Below are 17,288 nucleotides of genomic sequence, written 5' to 3' on the forward strand. Positions count from 1 at the left end.
CACAATCGAAGACAGTTGCTGTTCAGCACCTGAAACACCCTGAAACACAATAGAACCACGGAGCCGCCGAGGCCACGACCGGATAGGTCGCGGCCTGGGCGGCTGCCCGTCCGAACGCCGCACCAGCGCAGGTCGGCGCGTGCGGCACCACGGGAAGTCCGTTTCGGTGCGCTACCACGGTGTGGAGGCGTCCAACTGCCTTACCGACGCCAGCACACCTCGACCACCGTCCCACTCGCCGACCAGCGTGGGTCCGTCCGGATCCGCATCCACCGGTTGATGGTGCACAACGACTTCGATCCTGCCCGCGCCGATGATGGTGCTACCACCGTGATCCGCGACGCTGACCCGCGTGACGGCGGGAGCCTCGGCTCCGCCGGCCCCGCTGCCCCGGACACGAACCGTGCTGGCGATCCTTCTCGGCTCAGCATCATCGACGTGGATGTACTGCTCGGCCTCGCGGCCACCGCCGTAGACAACGACGAGCAGTTGCTGCACGTAGACAGGGTCGGTTGTCGCGTCATAGACGTAGCGGCGCCCGAGCACCGAATGATCCATCTCCCCGATCAGCCGCGCGCCGACCAGCGGCGTCGAACGATAGGTCATCGGTACCTGATGGATGACGTCGTCGGCGCCGCGCACCAGGTGCGTCTCCACACCGACTTCACCCGCCGGATCGTCAAACCGGAATGCACCAACCCGCTCCAAGGCGGGCGCGGCACCGACACCGAAGTGCGCGCGCGGCAGCCAGTTTCGGATCAGGTCGATCTTGGTGGGAGACAACTCTGCGTCATACAGAAGGGCCATGCCACCGATCGTAGCGACGACGCCACCGGCGCGCCCGCCGCGAACCCCGCGGTGCGGCCTTGCCACCTCCGAACCGCGCCGTACGCTATCCGCCTTCCTCGCCGCCCGCCTGTGCCTCGACCGCTCGGGTCATGTCGGCAAGGAATCGGTCGACGACCGCGCGGTCCTCGACGCTGTACCCACCGATCACGGCCGTCGCGTTGGCGATCACCGGACCGAAGAACGACCAGCCGAGTTCCACGGCATGCGGGGTGACGTCGACGCGGACCCGTCGCCGGTCCCGCTCGTCCCTGGTCCTCCGCACGAGCCCCGCCCGCTCCATCCGATCAACCAGTGCGGTCACCGACGCCGAATTGAGGTGCAGCTGTTCGCGCAGCCACGTCGGGGTCGCGGCCCGCCCGGCACGGCGGGCATCGAGCAGGCAGATCAGGGCGCGGACGTCGGTGGCGTGCAACCCGTTCACCCGCGCGAACTCGGCACCGATCAGGTGTAGTTCGACCATCAACGCGCGCAGTCGGTGGACGGTGCCGAGCGGGTCCTCACCGCGCACCGGGTTCTCGTCGGCCTTGCTGCCGGTGTCCATCCGCAACTCCAGGTGTCGACAACTCGATGCCGACACCCTACTATCTCGACAACCAAAGTATCTCGATTCATCGAGCTATCTAAGGAGTGGCCGTGCGCACGTTCGCCGACTTCACCGCCAGCGTCGAGGGCGCCGCCTTCCGGCGCGCCTACGACCGCGTACTCGGAAAGTGGCCCGTCGAGGTGACCAGCACCGACGTGGAGTCCCGGTTCGGCACCACCCGGGTGCACTCCTGTGGCCGCGCGGATGCCCCACCCGTCGTGTTGCTGCCCGGTGCGGGCGCGACCTCCACGGTGTGGTTCGCGAACGTGGCCGCTCTCGCCGAGAACCACCGGGTCCACGCGCTCGACCTGCTCGGCGACGCGGGATGCAGCACCGCGCACGGCGACCCGATGCGCACCGCCGACGACCTACTGTCCTGGTTGCACGCCGTCACCACCGGACTTGGCCTCGACACATTCCGCCTCGTCGGGCATTCGTACGGCGCGATGATCGCACTCGCCTTCGCGCTCCACCGCCCGGACCGGGTCTCGACCCTCGTTCTGCTCGACCCCACGTCGTGTTTCGCGGGATTCCGCTTCCGGTACCTCGCCCGCGCCGCACCGATCCTGCTGCGCCCCACCGAGACCCGGGAACGCGCCTTCATCCGCTGGGAGACCGACGCGGCGCCGATCGACGACGATTGGCTCACCCTCCTCGCCCTCGGCGCCGAGCACTTTCCGACATCGAGGACCATCGTCCCGAAACGGCCCCGCCGCGCCGCGCTCGCCGAGTCCCCGGTGGACACAACCGTGATCCTCGCGGCCGACAGCAAGGCACACCGCAGCGGCCGACTTGCGACCACGATCTCGACGACCATGCCGCGGGCCCACGTCACGGTCCTGGACGGCGCCACCCACCACACCCTGCCGATGACCCCCGCGGACACCCTCAACGCCGCACTGATCCGCGCGCTCGGCCGGACCACCTGATCGGGAAGGATCGACCCCGCCTACCGGGGCCGATCCTTCCGTCCGGTCGCGTCACCGCTTGCGGGCGGCGTACCAGTCGATCAGGTCGGGTGCGTCGACGGCGCTGCGATCGACGATCCGGGACGGATCCCCGCCCTGCAGGATCCGCTTGAGCGGCACCTCGAGCTTCTTCCCGGTGCGGGTGTGCGGGATGCCGGGCGCGGCGAGGACCTCGTCGGGGACGTGCCGCGGCGACACCTGGTCTCGCACCGCGCCGCGGATCCGCTCGCGGAGCGCGTCGTCGAGTTCCACCCCCTCGGCGAGGACGACGAACAGCGGCATCCAGTATCCGCCGTCGGTCCCCTCGACGCCGAGTACGAGCGCCTCCGCCACCTCGGGCAGCCCCTCGACGGCCTGATAGATGTCGGCGCTGCCCATTCGAATACCGTTGCGGTTCAATGTGGAATCCGAACGTCCGTGTACCACGACACTGCCCCGGTCGGTGATCGTGATCCAGTCCCCGTGCCGCCACACCCCCGGATAGTCGGCGAAGTAGGCGTCCCGGTAGCGCGCACCGTCGGCGTCGTTCCAGAACGACACCGGCATCGACGGCATCGGGCGGGTCACCACCAGCTCCCCGACCGCGCCCCGCACCGACCCCCCATTCTCGTCGAACGCGTCGAGGGCGACCCCGAGGTACGGCACCGACAGCTCACCCGGCCACACCGGCACCGTCCGGACGCCACCGGCGAACGCCGTCACCACATCGGTTCCACCACTGATCGAGAACACCGGCACCGTCTCGCCGACGTTCTCGGACAGCCACATCGACGACGACGGCGGCAGCGCGGAGCCGGTGATCCCCACCGACCGCAACGCGGACAGGTCGTGCGCGTCCCGGGGCACCACACCGGCCTTCGCGCACCCGAGCAGATAGCCGGGACTGGTGCCGAGCATCGTCGCACGAGTGCGGGACGCCAACTCCCACAACGCGTCCGGCGCCGGGTACGACGGGCTGCCGTCGTAACAGACGATGGTCGCACCGACCAGCAGCGCCGCGACCTGGAAGTTCCACATCATCCAGCTGGGGCTGGTGTACCAGAACAGGGTGTCGGCGGCGCCGATGTCGTTCTGCAGCGCCAATGACTTCAGATGCTCGAGCACCACACCACCGTGACCGTGCACGATGCCCTTCGGCAGCCCGGTGGTGCCGCTGGAGAACACCACCCACAGCGGATGGTCGAATGGGACGTCGACCGGATCCAGCGGCGCCGCCCCGGCGGTCGCCTCGGCCCAGCACAGCACGGCCCCCGGCGGCGGCGGGCCCGCGGGCTCCGCCGACTCGTCGTCGGCCGCGCCGCCGAGGTGCGGGGTGCGGACCGTCAGGCGCAGCGTCGGCAGTCCGGCGCGGAGGTCCGCGACCTCGGCGTCGCGTCGGTGCACCGTGCCGCCGAACCGGTACCCGTCCGCGACGATCAACGCGACCGGGTCCAGCTGCCCGAGCCGGGCCAGGGCGGCGGGTGCGGAGTAGTCCTGACCGCACGCCGCCCACACCGCGCCCAGGCTCGCGGTCGCGAGGAACGCGATCACCGCTTCCGGAATGTTGGGCAGATACCCGACGACCCGATCCCCCTGGCCGACGCCGTGTGCCTTCAACGTGGCCGCCAGCGCACCGACCTGCCGCCGCAGTTCCGCCCAGGACACCGAGGTGTCGGCGACACCCTCCCCGGAGTAGCGGATCGCCGGCCTGCGCCGCGTCTCGTGCCGCAACGCCTGCCGGGTGTAGTTCAGCCGCACGTCCGGGAACCAGCGGGCGCCGGGCATCGTGTCATCGACGAGGGCCGGGCCGGGCTGCGTCGGCGACTGGACCTCGAAGTACTCCCACACCGAGAGCCAGAAGTCGTCGAGGTCGTCGACGGACCACCGCCACAGGGTCGGGTAGTCGGGCAACCGGACACCCCATCGTCCCTCCGCCCACGAGGCGAAGTCGGTGACGCGTGCCCCCTCGACGTCCTCGTCCGACGGAACCCACTGCGGCCCCGTCGAGTGGTCCCCCGCTGCGTGTGGTCCCGTCATCGTCACTCGACCTCCTGATCACCCGCCCGACGCACGATCCGCTCGGCGTGCCGGAACACCGGGGCGTCCACCATCTTGCCCTCGAAGGTGAACACGCCGCGCTCCGCACCCGCAGCGGCGAGCAGCCTGCGCGCCCAGTCGAGGTCATCCCGTGTCGGCGCGTACGCCTGCCGCACCACCGGGACCTGGCTCGGGTGGATCGACACCTTGGCGTCGAACCCGACCGCGACGGCGTCGTCCGCCTCGGCCCGCAGGCCGGTGAGATCACCGATGTCGAGGTACACCGCATCGAGGGCGAGCCTGCCGTGCGCCTTCGCGGCGAGCAGCGACACCGACCTGGCGTGCCGCGCCACGTCCCGGTAGGTGCCGTCGGCGCGGCGGCTGGAGCTCCCGCCGAGCGCGGCGACCAGGTCCTCGGCGCCCCACATCACGCCGATCGCGTTGGCGACCTGCACCGATTCGGCGACGGTCAGCACGCCGAGCGGGGACTCGATCAGCGCGATCACCTGCCGCGGCGCGAGCGACCGCACCTGGTCCGCGGATTCGCACTTGGGCAGCATCACCCGCGGATAGTTCGTCGACAGCAGCGCCTCCAGGTCGAGCCGCTGGTCGTCGGTGCCGTGCGCGTTGATCCGGACGACGGTCCGCCTCGGGTCGAGCGGGGTGTCGATCAGGGCCCGTCGCGCCGCCTCCCGATCGGCCGGGGCAACGCCGTCCTCAAGGTCGAGGATCACCACGTCCGCCGCGGCGGCGGCCTTCGCGAACCGCTCCGGCCGGTCGGCCGGGCAGAACAGCCAGGCGGGCCCCGGTGGACTCCACTCCGTCATTGCTCCCCCTCCGGCCGCATCCGGACCATCGTGGTGCGGACCGCGGTGGCGACGACGTCGCCGTGCTGGTTTCGGGCGGTGTGCGCGAACGTCACGATGCCCTCACCGGGCCTGCTCCTCGACGCCCGCGTGTCGACGATCACGGTCTCCGCGTACATGGTGTCGCCGTGGAACAGCGGCTTCGGGAACGCGACCTCGGAGAACCCGAGGTTGCCGACGATGGTGCCCTGCGTCAGCTGCGCCACCGACAGGCCGACGAGGGTGGACAGGGTGAACATCGAGTTCACCAGCCGGGCGTTGAACGGCGGCAGCGCGTCGGCGAACGCGGCGTCGAGGTGCAGCGCCTGCGTGTTCATCGTCAGCGTGGTGAACAGGACGTTGTCGGACTCGGTGACGGTCCGGCCGGGCCGGTGCTCGTAGACGACGCCGGTCTCGAACTCCTCGAACCACAGCCCGCGCTGGACCACCCGGCGCGGCTGCGCGCCGCTCACAGCCCCGCCTCCCGCGCGATCAGCATCAGCTGCACCTCGGTGGTGCCCTCGCCGATCTCGAGGATCTTGCTGTCCCGGTAGTGCCGGGCGACGGTGTACTCGTTCATGAAGCCGTAGCCGCCGAAGATCTGCGTTGCATCGCGGGCGTTGTCCATCGCGGCCTCGCTGGCGACCAGCTTCGCGATCGACGCCTGCTTCTTGAACGGCTTGCCGGACAGCATCAATGCGGCCGCGTCGTAGTAGGCGGTGCGGGCGGTGTGTGCGCGGGCCTCCATCCTGGCGATCTTGAACGCGATCGCCTGGTTGGCCCCGATCGGGTGCCCGAACGCCTCCCGCTCCTTCGCGTACTTCACCGACTCGTCGACGCAGCCCTGCGCGGCGCCGACGGACAACGCCGCGATCGCGATCCGGCCCTCGTCGAGGATCCGCAGGAAGTTGGCGTAGCCGCGACCGCGTTCCCCGAGCAGGTTCTCTCGCGGGACCCGCACGTCGTCGAAGGAGAGCGGGTGGGTGTCGGAGGCGTTCCAGCCGACCTTGTTGTAGGCGGGTTCGGCGGTGAACCCCGGCGTGTCGGCGGGCACCAGGATCGTCGAGATCTCCTTCTTGCCATTGTCCTTCACCCCGGTGACCGCGGTGACGGTGACCAGCGTCGTGATGTTCGTTCCCGAGTTGGTGATGAACTGCTTGTTACCGTTGATCACCCAGCTGTCGCCGTCTTCGCGGGCGGTGGTGCGGGTGCCGCCAGCATCGCTCCCGGCGCCGGGCTCGGTCAACCCGAACGCGGCCAGGCTGCGGCCACTCGTCAACTGCGGCAACCACTCCTGCTTCTGGGCGTCGTTGCCGAACCGGTACACCGGCATCGCACCGAGCGACACCCCGGCCTCGAGGGTGATGGCGACCGACTGGTCGACCTTGCCGAGTTCCTCAAGCGCCAAGCACAGCGCGAAGTAGTCGCCGCCCTGGCCGCCGTACTCCTCGGGGAACGGCAGACCGAACAGGCCGAGGTCCGCCATCCCGTCAATCACCTCGTACGGGAAGGTGTGGTTGGCGTCGTGCTCGGCGGCGACCGGCGCGACGACGGTCTGCGCGAAGTCGCGGACGGTCTTGGCGAGCTGCTCGTATTCGTCGGGCAGCGACCCGGTGGAGAGGTAGTCGGTCATTGCTCGTCAACCCTTCTCGTTCAGTGCATTCGGGATCACTCGTGCCAGCAGTTGATCGACCTTCACCTGGTCGCCCGCGGCAGCAAACACCTCGACGGTTCCGTCGATCGGTGCGGTCAGTGCGTGTTCCATCTTCATTGCCTCGACAACGACGATCGTGGTTCCCGCGGTGACCGCGGCCCCGGAGTCGACGCCGACCGCGATCACCGCCCCGGGCATCGGGCTGGTCAGCTCCGCCTCCCCGGCGTGCGCGTCGCCGGTGCGGACGTTGACCTCCGCGACCTCGCGGACCATCACGACCCCCGACGACGACGCCAGCCACAGGTGTCCGTCGTTGGCGGCAACCCGATACGTCGCACTACGCCCGTCCACCACCACACGCAGCAGCCCGCCGTCCAACGATGCGGTCAGGGAACGGGTTTCACCGTCCTCAAGCGACACCGCGGCGAGTTCGGGGCGACCGGTGATGCGCACATGCTCGGTGCGCGTTGCGGTGGCGAGCCGGATGCCGGTGGGCGCTGCGCCGCCGACCCGCCATCCGGTCGGCACCGACCACGGGTCGGCCGGGCCCTGCGGCCATCGGGTCAACCAGCGGTACACGCCGGCCGCGACGACCTGATCGTCGGTGGCGTCGGGGGGGAGGTAGTCGTCGACCCTGCGGTCGAGCAGGCCGGTGTCGAGGTCGCCCGCCACCACGTCGGGGTCGGCGAGCAGGAAGCGGGCGAAGTCGACGTTGGTGACCACACCGAGGACCGCGGTCTCGGCGAGCGCACGGTCCAACCCCCGCAACGCGGTGGGTCGATCCGCGGCGTGCACGACGACCTTCGACAGCATCGGGTCGTAGTCGCTGCCGACGACGGTGCCGACCCGCAGTCCCGAATCCACCCGCACCCCGGGGCCGCTCGGCTCGACGAGGTCGACGACGGTGCCGCCGGTCGGCAGGAAGCCGCGGGCCGGGTCCTCGGCGTAGACGCGGGCCTCGATCGCGTGCCCGGTCATCGTGACGGCGTCCTGGCCGAGTGTCAGCTTCTCCCCTGCCGCAACCCGCACCTGCCATTCGACCAGGTCGACACCGGTGACCATCTCGGTGACCGGGTGCTCGACCTGCAACCGGGTGTTCATCTCCATGAAGAAGAACTCGTCCGGACGGTCCGCGGAGACGATGAACTCGACGGTGCCGACGCCCGCGTAGTCGACGCTGCGGGCGGTGTTGCACGCCGCAGCGCCGATCCGGGCCCGGGTCGCGGCGTCCAGCAGCGGTGACGGCGCCTCCTCGATGACCTTCTGGTGTCGGCGCTGCAGGCTGCACTCGCGTTCGCCGAGGTGGATCACGTTCCCGTGGGTGTCGGCGAGGACCTGCACCTCGATGTGCCTTGGCCGCAGCACGAATCGTTCCAGGAACAGGGTGTCGTCGCCGAACGCGGACGCCGCCTCCCGGCGCGCACTGGCCAGCGCCGCGGGCAGGTCCGCGGGATCCTCCACCAGCCGCATGCCCTTGCCGCCGCCGCCCGCGGACGGTTTCACCAGCACCGGGTAGCCGACCTCGCCGGCGGCGTCGATCAGTTCGGCGTCGGTCAGGCCCGGCCTCGCGATGCCCGGCACCACGGGCACATCAAACGCGGCGACCGCATTCTTGGCGGTGATCTTGTCGCCCATCACCTCGATGGCATGCGCGGACGGTCCGAGGAATGCGATGCCCGCCTTCTCCAGTGCCGCCGCGAAAGCCGCGTTCTCGGAGAGAAATCCGTAGCCCGGGTGCACGGCCTGCGCGCCGGTCCGCAGCGCCGCGTCCACCACCTTCCCGATGTCGAGGTAGCTCTCCCTGGCCTGCGCCGGGCCGAGCCGCACCGCGGTGTCCGCCTCGTGGACGTGCCTGGCGTCGATGTCGGCGTCGCTGTAGACGGCGACCGAGCGGATCCCCATCGCGCGCAGGGTGCGGATCACCCGGACCGCGATCTCGCCGCGGTTGGCGACAAGGACGGTGCGAAACCCGCCCGCGGTGTCGGAAGATGGTGCCGTCGTCATCATTTCGCTCACAGTCATGTCGCTCACATCCGGAAGACGCCGTAGGAGACGGGCTCGATCGGCGCGTGTGCACACACCGACAGGGCCAGTCCGAGAACAGTTCTGGTGTCGGCCGGGTCGATGATGCCGTCGTCCCACAGCCGGGCGGTCGAGTAATAGGGGTTGCCCTGCGCCTCGTACTGGGCACGAATCGCGTCCGGGTCGCTGCCGGAGCCGACGGTGCCGAGCACCGACGCCGCCTGCTCGCCGCCCATCACCGAGATCCGCGCGTTCGGCCACATCCACAGGAACCGGGGCGAGTACGCCCGCCCACACATCGAGTAGTTGCCCGCGCCGTAGGAGCCGCCGATCACGACGGTCAGCTTCGGTACCCGCGCACAGGCGACGGCGGTGACCATCTTTGCGCCGTGCTTGGCGATGCCGCCCGCCTCGTAGTCGCGGCCGACCATGAAGCCGGCGATGTTCTGCAGAAATACCAGCGGGATGGACCGCCTGTCGCACAACTCGATGAAATGCGCGCCCTTCATGGCGGATTCGGCGAACAGGACGCCGTTGTTGGCGACGATGCCGACCGGGTGGCCGTGGATCCGCGCGAAACCGGTGACCAGCGTCTTGCCGTATTCGGCTTTGAACTCCTGGAAGCTGGTGCCGTCACGGTGGTCGGTCTCGGCGGCGCCGTCCACGATCCGGCCGATCACCTCGTGCACGTCGTACGGGGTGCGCGGGTCGGTGGGGACCACGTCATAGAGCTCGTACTGATCGGCGGCCGGGTCCACGGTCGCGGCGACCTCCCACGGCCGCGGGCCGCGCGGGCCGAGCGTGGCGACGATGTTGCGCACGATGCGCAGCGCGTCCTGGTCGTCGGCGGCGAGGTGGTCGGTGACCCCGGAAACCTTCGAGTGCAGGTCCCCGCCGCCGAGCTCCTCCGCGGTGACAACCTCCCCGGTCGCGGCCTTCACCAGCGGCGGGCCACCGAGGAAGATGGTGCCCTGGTTGCGGACGATGACGGCCTCGTCGCTCATCGCGGGCACGTAGGCGCCACCCGCGGTGCACGACCCCATCACCGAGGCGATCTGCGCAATCCCCTTGGCGCTCATCGTGGCCTGGTTGTAGAAGATGCGACCGAAGTGCTCGCGGTCCGGGAACACCTCGTCCTGCCTCGGCAGGAACGCGCCGCCGGAATCGACGAGGTAGATGCACGGCAGGTGATTCTGCAGCGCAATCTCCTGCGCGCGGAGATGCTTCTTGACCGTCATCGGGTAGTAGGTGCCGCCCTTGACGGTCGCGTCGTTGGCGACGATCACGCATTCCCGGCCCGCAACCCTGCCGATGCCCGCGATCATGCCCGCGCCGGGACATTCATCGTCGTAGAGGCCGTTCGCCGCGAGGGGCGAGAACTCAAGGAACGGACTGCCCGGATCGAGCAGGGTGGTCACCCGGTCCCGCGGGAGAAGCTTGCCCCGGTCGACGTGCCGTTGCCGGGACCGCTCGCTGCCACCGAGCGCGGCGGCGGCAAGGCGCTCACGCAGTTCCGTCACCAGCCGCTCGTGTTCGGTCCTGTTCAGATCCCCGTCGAAGCCCATTCCGCCACCTGTCTGATCAGTTCGGTTAACGGTCAATAACCGAATTCAAGATAACCGTGCTTAACTGAGTTGTCCATACCCCGGGAAGCACAGGAGGTGCCTGCGTGACGGACGACGTGTCCGCCCCGACGCGGCGGAGCCAGGCCAAGGCCGACCGCCGCCGTCAACTGCTGCACGCGGCCGCACGGCTGATCGCCGAACGCGGCTACGCGGGCGTCCGCCTGGAGGACCTTGGGTCCGCGGTCGGGATCAGCGGGCCCGCCGTGTACCGGCACTTCCCGAACAAGGAGGCCCTGCTGGTCGAACTGCTCGTCGACATCAGCGCGCGCCTGTTCGACGGCGGCACCGACGTGGTCGAGGGGGCGCGGGACCCGGCCGCCGCGCTCGCGGGCCTGGTCGAATTCCACCTCGACTTCGCGCTGGGCGAATCCGACCTGATCCGGGTGCAGGACCGCGACCTCGCCTCGCTGCCCGACGCGGCGCGGCGACAGGTGCGACAGTTCCAGCGACGGTACGTCGAACTGTGGGTTCAGGTGCTGCGCGAGACCGATCCCGCGCTGACCGAGACGGAGGCCCGCACCAAGGCGCACGCGACGTTTGGCCTGATCAACTCGACGCCGCACAGCGCGGCGCGGACCACCCCCAGCCACACCCGCGACGTGCTGCGCCGGATGACGGCGGCGGCGCTCGCCCCCGGCGTCTGACCGCGTGACACGCCAGGCGCGCGGACGTTTCCACGCGCCATCGGCGACGCCGAACGCGGACACACCCCCACGGTAGGCCGCGGCCAGGCAGCACGCCCCCGATACCGTCCTGACATGACCGTCGCCAAGTCCATTGCCCTGTTCGCCATCGCAGCCGTGTTCGAGATCGGCGGCGCCTGGCTGGTGTGGCAGGGCGTGCGGGAGCACCGTGGCTGGCTGGTTGCCGGTCTCGGGGTGCTCGCCCTCGGCGTCTACGGGTTCGTCGCGACGCTGCAACCGGATGCGAACTTCGGCCGGATCCTCGCCGCGTACGGGGGCGTGTTCGTCGCGGGCTCGCTGGTGTGGGCGATGGCCCTCGACGGATTCCGGCCCGACCGCTGGGACCTTCTCGGCGCGCTGATCTGCCTTGCCGGCGTCGCCGTCATCATGTACTCACCCCGGTAGCCGCGCCGCGAACACCGCGCGACGCACCAGGATCTCGTTGACCGGGAGCGGGGCGACGCCGGGCGGCACCCCCGAGGACTACGCGTGCCTGGCGGGACCGGAATGGTCCATTCCCCGAGCGATCGCCTGGTAGCCGAGGGCGAGGACGGCCGCTGCCGCGATGCTGATGACCCAGCGGATCCAGTCGACGCCGCCGGTGTCGCCCTGGCCGAGCAACCCGTCCCACACCCAATATCCGATGAGGGCGCCTGCGATGCCGAGCACCACCGTGATGATCCACCCCATTGCCTGCTTTCCGGGGATGATCAGGCGGGCGAGCACGCCGATCAGGGCACCGAAGATGATGGTGCCGACGATGTTCCAGAACATTGCGATTCTCCTCTCGGACACCGAGCGGGACGAGAAGTCTGTAACCCCTCGATGGTGGCACAGTCCAACGCCGAGCGGAACCCCATTGCCGCGCAATGGCGCCGACGACGACGGCGTCAGTCCGCGGTGGTGCCGTCCGGCAGGACGGCGTCGGTCAGGTCCGCACCCGTCAGGTCGGTCGCGTCGAGGGTCGCCCCGGTCAGGTTGACCTTCCCCAGGTAGGCGCCGGTCAGGATGACGCCGGTCAGGTCGGCATCGCCGAGGTAGGCGCCGGTCAGATAGGCGTCGGACAGGTCGGCACCGGTCAGGTCGGCGTGCCCGAGGTAGGTCGACGTCAGATACGCCATCGTCAGGTCGGCGTCCCGGAGTCGGGACCGGGTGAGGTACGCGCCGGTGAGGTTGGCGTCGTGCGCCCGCACGCCGCTGAGATCGGCTCGCGTCAGGTCGGCACCGACGAGGTCCGCGGAGACGAGACGCGCGCCCGCCAGGGTGGCGTCGACGAGGACGGCCCCCGACAGGTCCGCGCCGGTGAGGTCGACCCCCGCCAGGTTCGCGCCGGCCAGCATCGCGCCTGCGAGGTCCGCATCGCCCAGGTCGACCGCTCCGTCGTCGCTGGACCGATACGCATTCCATGCGGCCACGTCCGTGCCGAGCAGGTCGATTGGACTGGTTCGCGCTGCCGACGTCATCGCACCTCCGAATGGGCATTCTGGTTGACGGCGTCAACCTAACAGCACCACGCACGGCGCCGCACGACCGATGACCGGCCGTGCGGCGCCGCCCGCCGGGGTCAGGAACCGTGGACGATCACGCCGCGAATGTTCTTGCCGTTCCGCAGGTCCTCGTAGCCCTGGTTGACGTCCTCGAGGCGGTACCTGGTGGTGACGAGCTCGTCGAGCTTCAACTGCCCGGCGTCGTAGAGGCGCAGCAGCTTGACGATGTCGTACTGCGGATTCATCGAACCGAACAGCGAACCCTTGATCGTCTTCTGGTTCAGGGTCAGGTCGCAGCCCGACACGTGGACCGTCAGCTTCTCCGGGTTCGCCAGGCCGGTGATGACGACGGTTCCGCCCTTGCCGACCACCGCGGTCGCCGCGCCGACGACCTCCTCGTCCACCGTGCCGACCAGGATCAGGGCGGCGTCCGCGCCCTGTCCCCAGGTCAGCTCCGACACCTTCGCTGCGGCGGAGGCGGCGTCCGGAAAAGCGTGGGTGGCACCGAATTTCAGCGCGGTCTCGCGCTTAAGCGGTACCGGATCCACCGCGACCACGTACTTGCACCCCGCGCTCACCGCACCCTGGATGGCGTTGATGCCGAGACCGCCGACCCCGTAGACGACGGCGGTGTCCCCGGCCCGCAGGTTGCCGGCGTTGACCGCGGTCCCCCACCCGGACGGGACACCGCAGCCGACGAGGACGGCCGTCTCCAGCGGCAGCCAGTCGTCGACCTTGACCACCGAATGCTGGGAGATGGTGGCGCGCTCGGCGAAGGTGCCGAGCATGCACATGGCGCCGAAATCCATTCCCCTGCCGTGGAATCGGAACGAACCGTCCGGCATCGACCCTTCGAGGATGGTGGCGCCCATGTCGCAGAGGTTCTGGCGGCCGGTTGAGCAGTAGCGGCAGGTGCCGCAGTTCGGGATGAAGCTGCACACCACGTGATCGCCGGGCTTGACCTTGGTGACGCCGGGGCCGACCTCCTCGACGATCCCGGAGCCCTCGTGGCCGCCGACAATCGGGTACCGCGGCGGCAGGTCACCGTCGGTGAGATGCAGGTCCGAATGGCACAGGCCCGCCGCGGTGTACTTGATCAGCACCTCACCGGGGCCGGGACCGTCCAGATCGAGTTCCATGATCTCGAACGGCCTGCCCGCCTCGAGCAGGACTGCTGCGGTGGTCTTCATCTGATTCTCCTTCTGCGAGCGAACCGGTCGGGGGCGGGAGGGTCGGGTCGTACTGTCACAGCGCGACGTTGACGGACTTGGTGGTCGTGTAGGCGTCGAGTCCGGCGGCGCCGAGTTCGCGTCCCCACCCGGACTGCTTGTAGCCGCCGAACGGCATCGCGGTGTCGAAGCCGTTGTACTGGTTGATCCACACCGAGCCGGCCTTGATCTGCCGCGCGGTGCGGTGCGCCCTGGAGATGTCCCTGGTCCAGATGCCCGCCGCGAGCCCGTAGATCGAGTCGTTGGCCGCGGCCGCGACCCCGTCTTCGGCGTTGAACGGGAGCGCAGCGACGACGGGGCCGAAGATCTCCTCACGGACGATGGAGAACTCGGGCTTGACGTCGACGAAGACGGTGGGTTCGACGAAGTAGCCGGTCTCGCCCCACCGCTTGCCGCCGGTGAGCGCGCGGGCCCCGTCCGCGAGGCCCGCCGCGAGATAGCCGGTGACCTTGTCAAACTGTTCCTGCGACACCAGCGGTCCGAGTTGGGTGGTCGGGTCGAGGCCGGGACCGATCGTCACCCGACTGGCCGCGTCCGCGACCGCCTGGGTGAACTCCTCGAAGATGGTGTCCTCCACGAACAATCGGGTTCCTGCGACGCAGCACTGGCCGTGGTTGAACAGCCAGGCGTTCAGCGAACCCTGCACCGCCGCATCGAAGTCCGCGTCGGCAAACACGATGTTCGGGCTCTTGCCACCGAGTTCGAGGGTCACCTTCTTCAGGTTGCCTCTCGACGCGTCGACGATCTTCTTGCCGACCTCCGTCGACCCGGTGAACGCGACCTTGTCGACATCGTCGTGCGCGGCCAGCGCCGCGCCCGCATCACCGAAGCCGCTGACGATGTTCACCACACCGGGCGGGAACCCGGCCTCCTGGAACACCTCGCCGAGCAGCAGCGCCGTCAGCGGTGTCTGCTCGGCAGGCTTGAGGATCACCGTGTTGCCCGCGGCGAGTGCGGGCGCCAACTTCCACGATGCCATCAGCAGCGGGAAGTTCCACGGCACGATCAGTCCACACACCCCGACCGGCTCCCGCAGGGTGTACGCATGGAACTGCGCGTCGGGGGCGAACGGCATCGACACGTTGACCGTGCTGCCCTCGATCTTGGTGGCCCACCCGGCGTAGTACCGGAACACGTCGGCCGCCCATGCCATGTCGACGGCGGTCGCGATCGCGGCGGACTTGCCGTTGTCGAGGGCCTCGAGCTGCCCGAACTCCTCGGCACGTTCGGTGAGAATGTCACCCACCCGCCAGATCAACCGTTCGCGCTCATTGGGTTTCATGGACGCCCACGGGCCCTCGTCGAAGGCCCGACGGGCCGCCCGCACCGCCCGGTCAACGTCCTCGGCCTGCCCGTGCGCGACCTCGGTGAGCGGATTCCCGGTCGCCGGGTCGTTGGTGGCGAACGTACGGCCCGAGGCCGCCTCGATCCATTCTCCTCCGATCAGGAGCTTCTTCGGGCCGCCTGCGAGGAAATCCCGTACCCGGGCGGCGAGGGGGTGGTCGGCGATCGCGGTCATCGGAGCTCCTTCGGTGCGAGGGGGTCGAGCTGCCCGCGGTGCGGGCCGTTCGGACGGAAACGATGTGCCGCAAACCACATTTCCCTGTCCGGACGGCCCGCAACTGTCCGGGCTTCGGACAGTCGGCGCCCGCGTCAGGTGGTGATCTCGAGGGCGCGCATCCGGGTGTAGAGGGTGCTCCGGCTAATCCCGAGCTGGGCGGCCGCGTGCACCTTGTTTCCGCTGCACTCGGCGAGGGCGTCGACGATCGCCTGCCGCTCGGCGCGCTCACGCCCACCGAGTCGGGATACCCGGCCGGATGCTCGGTACTGCTCCGGCAGGTCCGACAACGTGATTCGGCCACCGGAACGCGGCATCCGGTCCGCTGCCGCGGTCAGCACGACCTTCAACTCGGCGAGGTTCCCCGGCCACGATGCCGCGCCGAGGGCGGCGAGCGCCGAGGCCGTCAGCCGGCTTCCTGAAGCGATCCCGGCGAGCATCGACCGGGCGATGTCCGGCACCTCGGCGCGGCGGTTCCGTAACGGCGGCAGTGTGATCCGTTCGGGACAACGGGCAATCAGGGCGGCCACCGAGCGGGGCAGGTCGGTGTCGGGGCATGCGGTGACGACCACCCGGGGCTCGGTCCCGGCGAGGGCGTCCGCGACCAGCGGGTGCGCCGACTCCGGCAGCAACTGCACCTGCTCGATCACCACCGGTGTGCCTGCCTGCAGGCACCGGGCGAGGCCAGCGATCCAGGACTTGGTGCCCTGCACCGCGATCCGCGACGCGTCGAACCACCGCGCATCCCCGGAGCCGAGCACGTCGCGGGCGGCCGAGGTGCGGCCCGACCCCGGCTCACCCAGGATCGCCACCGGAACGTCGCGTCCGCGGGCCCGCTCCAGCTCGGAGCGAATACGGCCGCCCGCCGACGGTGTCGCGGTCCGTGGCACCGGGATCGTGTCACGGTGCACCGGCTCCACCTGGAACAGGGTCCCGCCGTCGGCTCCGGCGATCCGCTCCACCCGCACCGACACCGCCTCCCCCGACACGAGTTCGACACGGGCCGTGCGGGACTGATCCGGTCTCAGGTCCGCCGCCAGTCCCCGCAGGGCGGCGTGGTCGGCGGCGTCGAGCATCTCCTGCGCCGCGTGGTTGGACAGCAGCAGGTCGTCGGCAACCGCGGCGACCGCGACCTGCCGCTGCGGCGAGACCCGTTGGAAGGCGTCGACCAGCCTGCGCTGCGAGGCGCGGGCCCCCTCGAGCAGCCGGTGCTCGATGTCGCCCGCCGCGCGTTGCAGGAACGGCGCGAACAGCGAATTCACCTGCGGCCCGATACACGTCAGGTCGAGAATGCCCTCGACCCTCCTGGTCACCGGGTGGATGATGGGGTGCCCGTAGCAGCTGAGGTTCTTGAACTGCTCCAGGTAGTGCTCCGGCCCGTTGACCACGACGCCGCGGCGCACCTCCAGCGGTGTGCCGAGCGCGTTGGTGCCGGCATGATCCTCACCGAATCGGGAGCCGACGGTCACCCCCAGCAGTTCCAGCTGGCGCTCGACGGCGGGATTGTCGAAGACCCGGGCCACGATCCGGCAGCCCGGGTCGGCAAGCAGCACGCACAGTTCGGTGCCCGCTATCTGCACCCCGATCTCGTCGAGGACGGGACGCGCCGCCCGCAGCAGCCGTGACGCCGGGTCGACGTCCCCGGACGGACGCGCGTCGTAGCTTCCTGCCGGGTCGACACCACTGAGTTCCGATCGCTTCCACGACAGGGCGATCTCCGGGCGAATCACCGGACCACCGCACCCACCGACGCCACCCATGCCGGGCCC

16 protein-coding genes are annotated in these 17,288 nt (G+C 69.9%); 3 read left to right on the forward strand and 13 right to left on the reverse strand.

Annotated elements, in window-relative coordinates:
- Positions 1-171 precede the first annotated feature (171 nt).
- Positions 172-807: a hypothetical protein gene (locus ACFWQG_RS13305; protein ID WP_378508098.1), complete on the reverse strand. Its 636-nt coding sequence runs from the start codon at positions 805-807 to the stop codon at positions 172-174.
- Positions 808-892: 85 nt separating this feature from the next.
- Complete coding sequence (locus tag ACFWQG_RS13310; RefSeq protein WP_378508099.1) at positions 893-1,390, reverse strand: MarR family transcriptional regulator; 498 nt, start codon at positions 1,388-1,390, stop codon at positions 893-895.
- A 92-nt stretch (positions 1,391-1,482) separates the two neighbouring features.
- Between ACFWQG_RS13310 and ACFWQG_RS13315 the strand changes: the two genes are divergently transcribed.
- Entirely contained in the window at positions 1,483-2,361 is an 879-nt protein-coding gene (locus tag ACFWQG_RS13315) for an alpha/beta fold hydrolase (RefSeq protein ID WP_378508100.1), read from the forward strand.
- Between the two features lie 51 nt (positions 2,362-2,412).
- Here ACFWQG_RS13315 and ACFWQG_RS13320 read toward each other — a convergent pair whose 3' ends face one another.
- From ACFWQG_RS13320 to ACFWQG_RS13345, 6 genes are read right to left on the reverse strand one after another with little or no spacing between them, the layout of a single operon-like run.
- Complete coding sequence (locus tag ACFWQG_RS13320) at positions 2,413-4,416, reverse strand: acetoacetate--CoA ligase (RefSeq protein ID WP_378508101.1); 2,004 nt, start codon at positions 4,414-4,416, stop codon at positions 2,413-2,415.
- 2 nt (positions 4,417-4,418) lie between these two features.
- Positions 4,419-5,243 carry an HpcH/HpaI aldolase/citrate lyase family protein gene (locus ACFWQG_RS13325; protein ID WP_378508102.1) on the reverse strand — a complete coding sequence of 275 codons (825 nt, stop codon included), beginning with the start codon at positions 5,241-5,243 and terminating at the stop codon, positions 4,419-4,421.
- On the reverse strand, positions 5,240-5,734 hold the full coding sequence (locus ACFWQG_RS13330; protein WP_378508103.1) for a MaoC family dehydratase: 495 nt from the start codon (positions 5,732-5,734) through the stop codon (positions 5,240-5,242). The genes ACFWQG_RS13325 and ACFWQG_RS13330 overlap by 4 nt, the downstream gene beginning before the upstream one ends.
- Positions 5,731-6,894 carry an acyl-CoA dehydrogenase family protein gene (locus tag ACFWQG_RS13335; protein ID WP_378508104.1) on the reverse strand — a complete coding sequence of 388 codons (1,164 nt, stop codon included), beginning with the start codon at positions 6,892-6,894 and terminating at the stop codon, positions 5,731-5,733. The genes ACFWQG_RS13330 and ACFWQG_RS13335 overlap by 4 nt, the downstream gene beginning before the upstream one ends.
- A 6-nt stretch (positions 6,895-6,900) precedes the next feature.
- Positions 6,901-8,937, reverse strand: coding sequence for a biotin carboxylase N-terminal domain-containing protein (locus tag ACFWQG_RS13340; RefSeq protein WP_378508105.1), 2,037 nt, complete (start codon positions 8,935-8,937; stop codon positions 6,901-6,903).
- Positions 8,938-8,942: 5 nt separating this feature from the next.
- Complete coding sequence (locus ACFWQG_RS13345; protein ID WP_378508106.1) at positions 8,943-10,502, reverse strand: carboxyl transferase domain-containing protein; 1,560 nt, start codon at positions 10,500-10,502, stop codon at positions 8,943-8,945.
- A gap of 104 nt (positions 10,503-10,606) precedes the next feature.
- Here ACFWQG_RS13345 and ACFWQG_RS13350 point away from each other — a divergent pair, with 104 nt between their 5' ends.
- Entirely contained in the window at positions 10,607-11,206 is a 600-nt protein-coding gene (locus ACFWQG_RS13350; RefSeq protein ID WP_378508107.1) for a TetR/AcrR family transcriptional regulator, read from the forward strand.
- A 114-nt stretch (positions 11,207-11,320) separates the two neighbouring features.
- Positions 11,321-11,650 (forward strand): YnfA family protein, encoded by a 330-nt coding sequence (locus ACFWQG_RS13355; protein ID WP_378508108.1) that lies wholly within the window; start codon positions 11,321-11,323, stop codon positions 11,648-11,650.
- Between the two features lie 78 nt (positions 11,651-11,728).
- Here ACFWQG_RS13355 and ACFWQG_RS13360 read toward each other — a convergent pair whose 3' ends face one another.
- From ACFWQG_RS13360 to ACFWQG_RS13380, 5 genes are all read right to left on the reverse strand, one after another.
- Positions 11,729-12,019, reverse strand: coding sequence for a GlsB/YeaQ/YmgE family stress response membrane protein (locus ACFWQG_RS13360; protein ID WP_378508109.1), 291 nt, complete (start codon positions 12,017-12,019; stop codon positions 11,729-11,731).
- A gap of 116 nt (positions 12,020-12,135) precedes the next feature.
- Positions 12,136-12,708: a pentapeptide repeat-containing protein gene (locus ACFWQG_RS13365; RefSeq protein WP_378508110.1), complete on the reverse strand. Its 573-nt coding sequence runs from the start codon at positions 12,706-12,708 to the stop codon at positions 12,136-12,138.
- A gap of 101 nt (positions 12,709-12,809) precedes the next feature.
- Positions 12,810-13,922, reverse strand: coding sequence for an NDMA-dependent alcohol dehydrogenase (locus ACFWQG_RS13370; protein WP_378508111.1), 1,113 nt, complete (start codon positions 13,920-13,922; stop codon positions 12,810-12,812).
- A gap of 55 nt (positions 13,923-13,977) precedes the next feature.
- Positions 13,978-15,480, reverse strand: coding sequence for an aldehyde dehydrogenase family protein (locus ACFWQG_RS13375; RefSeq protein ID WP_378508112.1), 1,503 nt, complete (start codon positions 15,478-15,480; stop codon positions 13,978-13,980).
- A 134-nt stretch (positions 15,481-15,614) separates the two neighbouring features.
- Entirely contained in the window at positions 15,615-17,279 is a 1,665-nt protein-coding gene (locus ACFWQG_RS13380; RefSeq protein WP_378508113.1) for a sigma-54-dependent Fis family transcriptional regulator, read from the reverse strand.
- Positions 17,280-17,288 lie beyond the last annotated feature (9 nt).

The sequence above is a fragment of the Rhodococcus sp. NPDC058532 genome, from assembly GCF_042719255.1.
In the GTDB taxonomy this organism is placed as follows: Bacteria; Actinomycetota; Actinomycetes; order Mycobacteriales; family Mycobacteriaceae; genus Rhodococcus_G.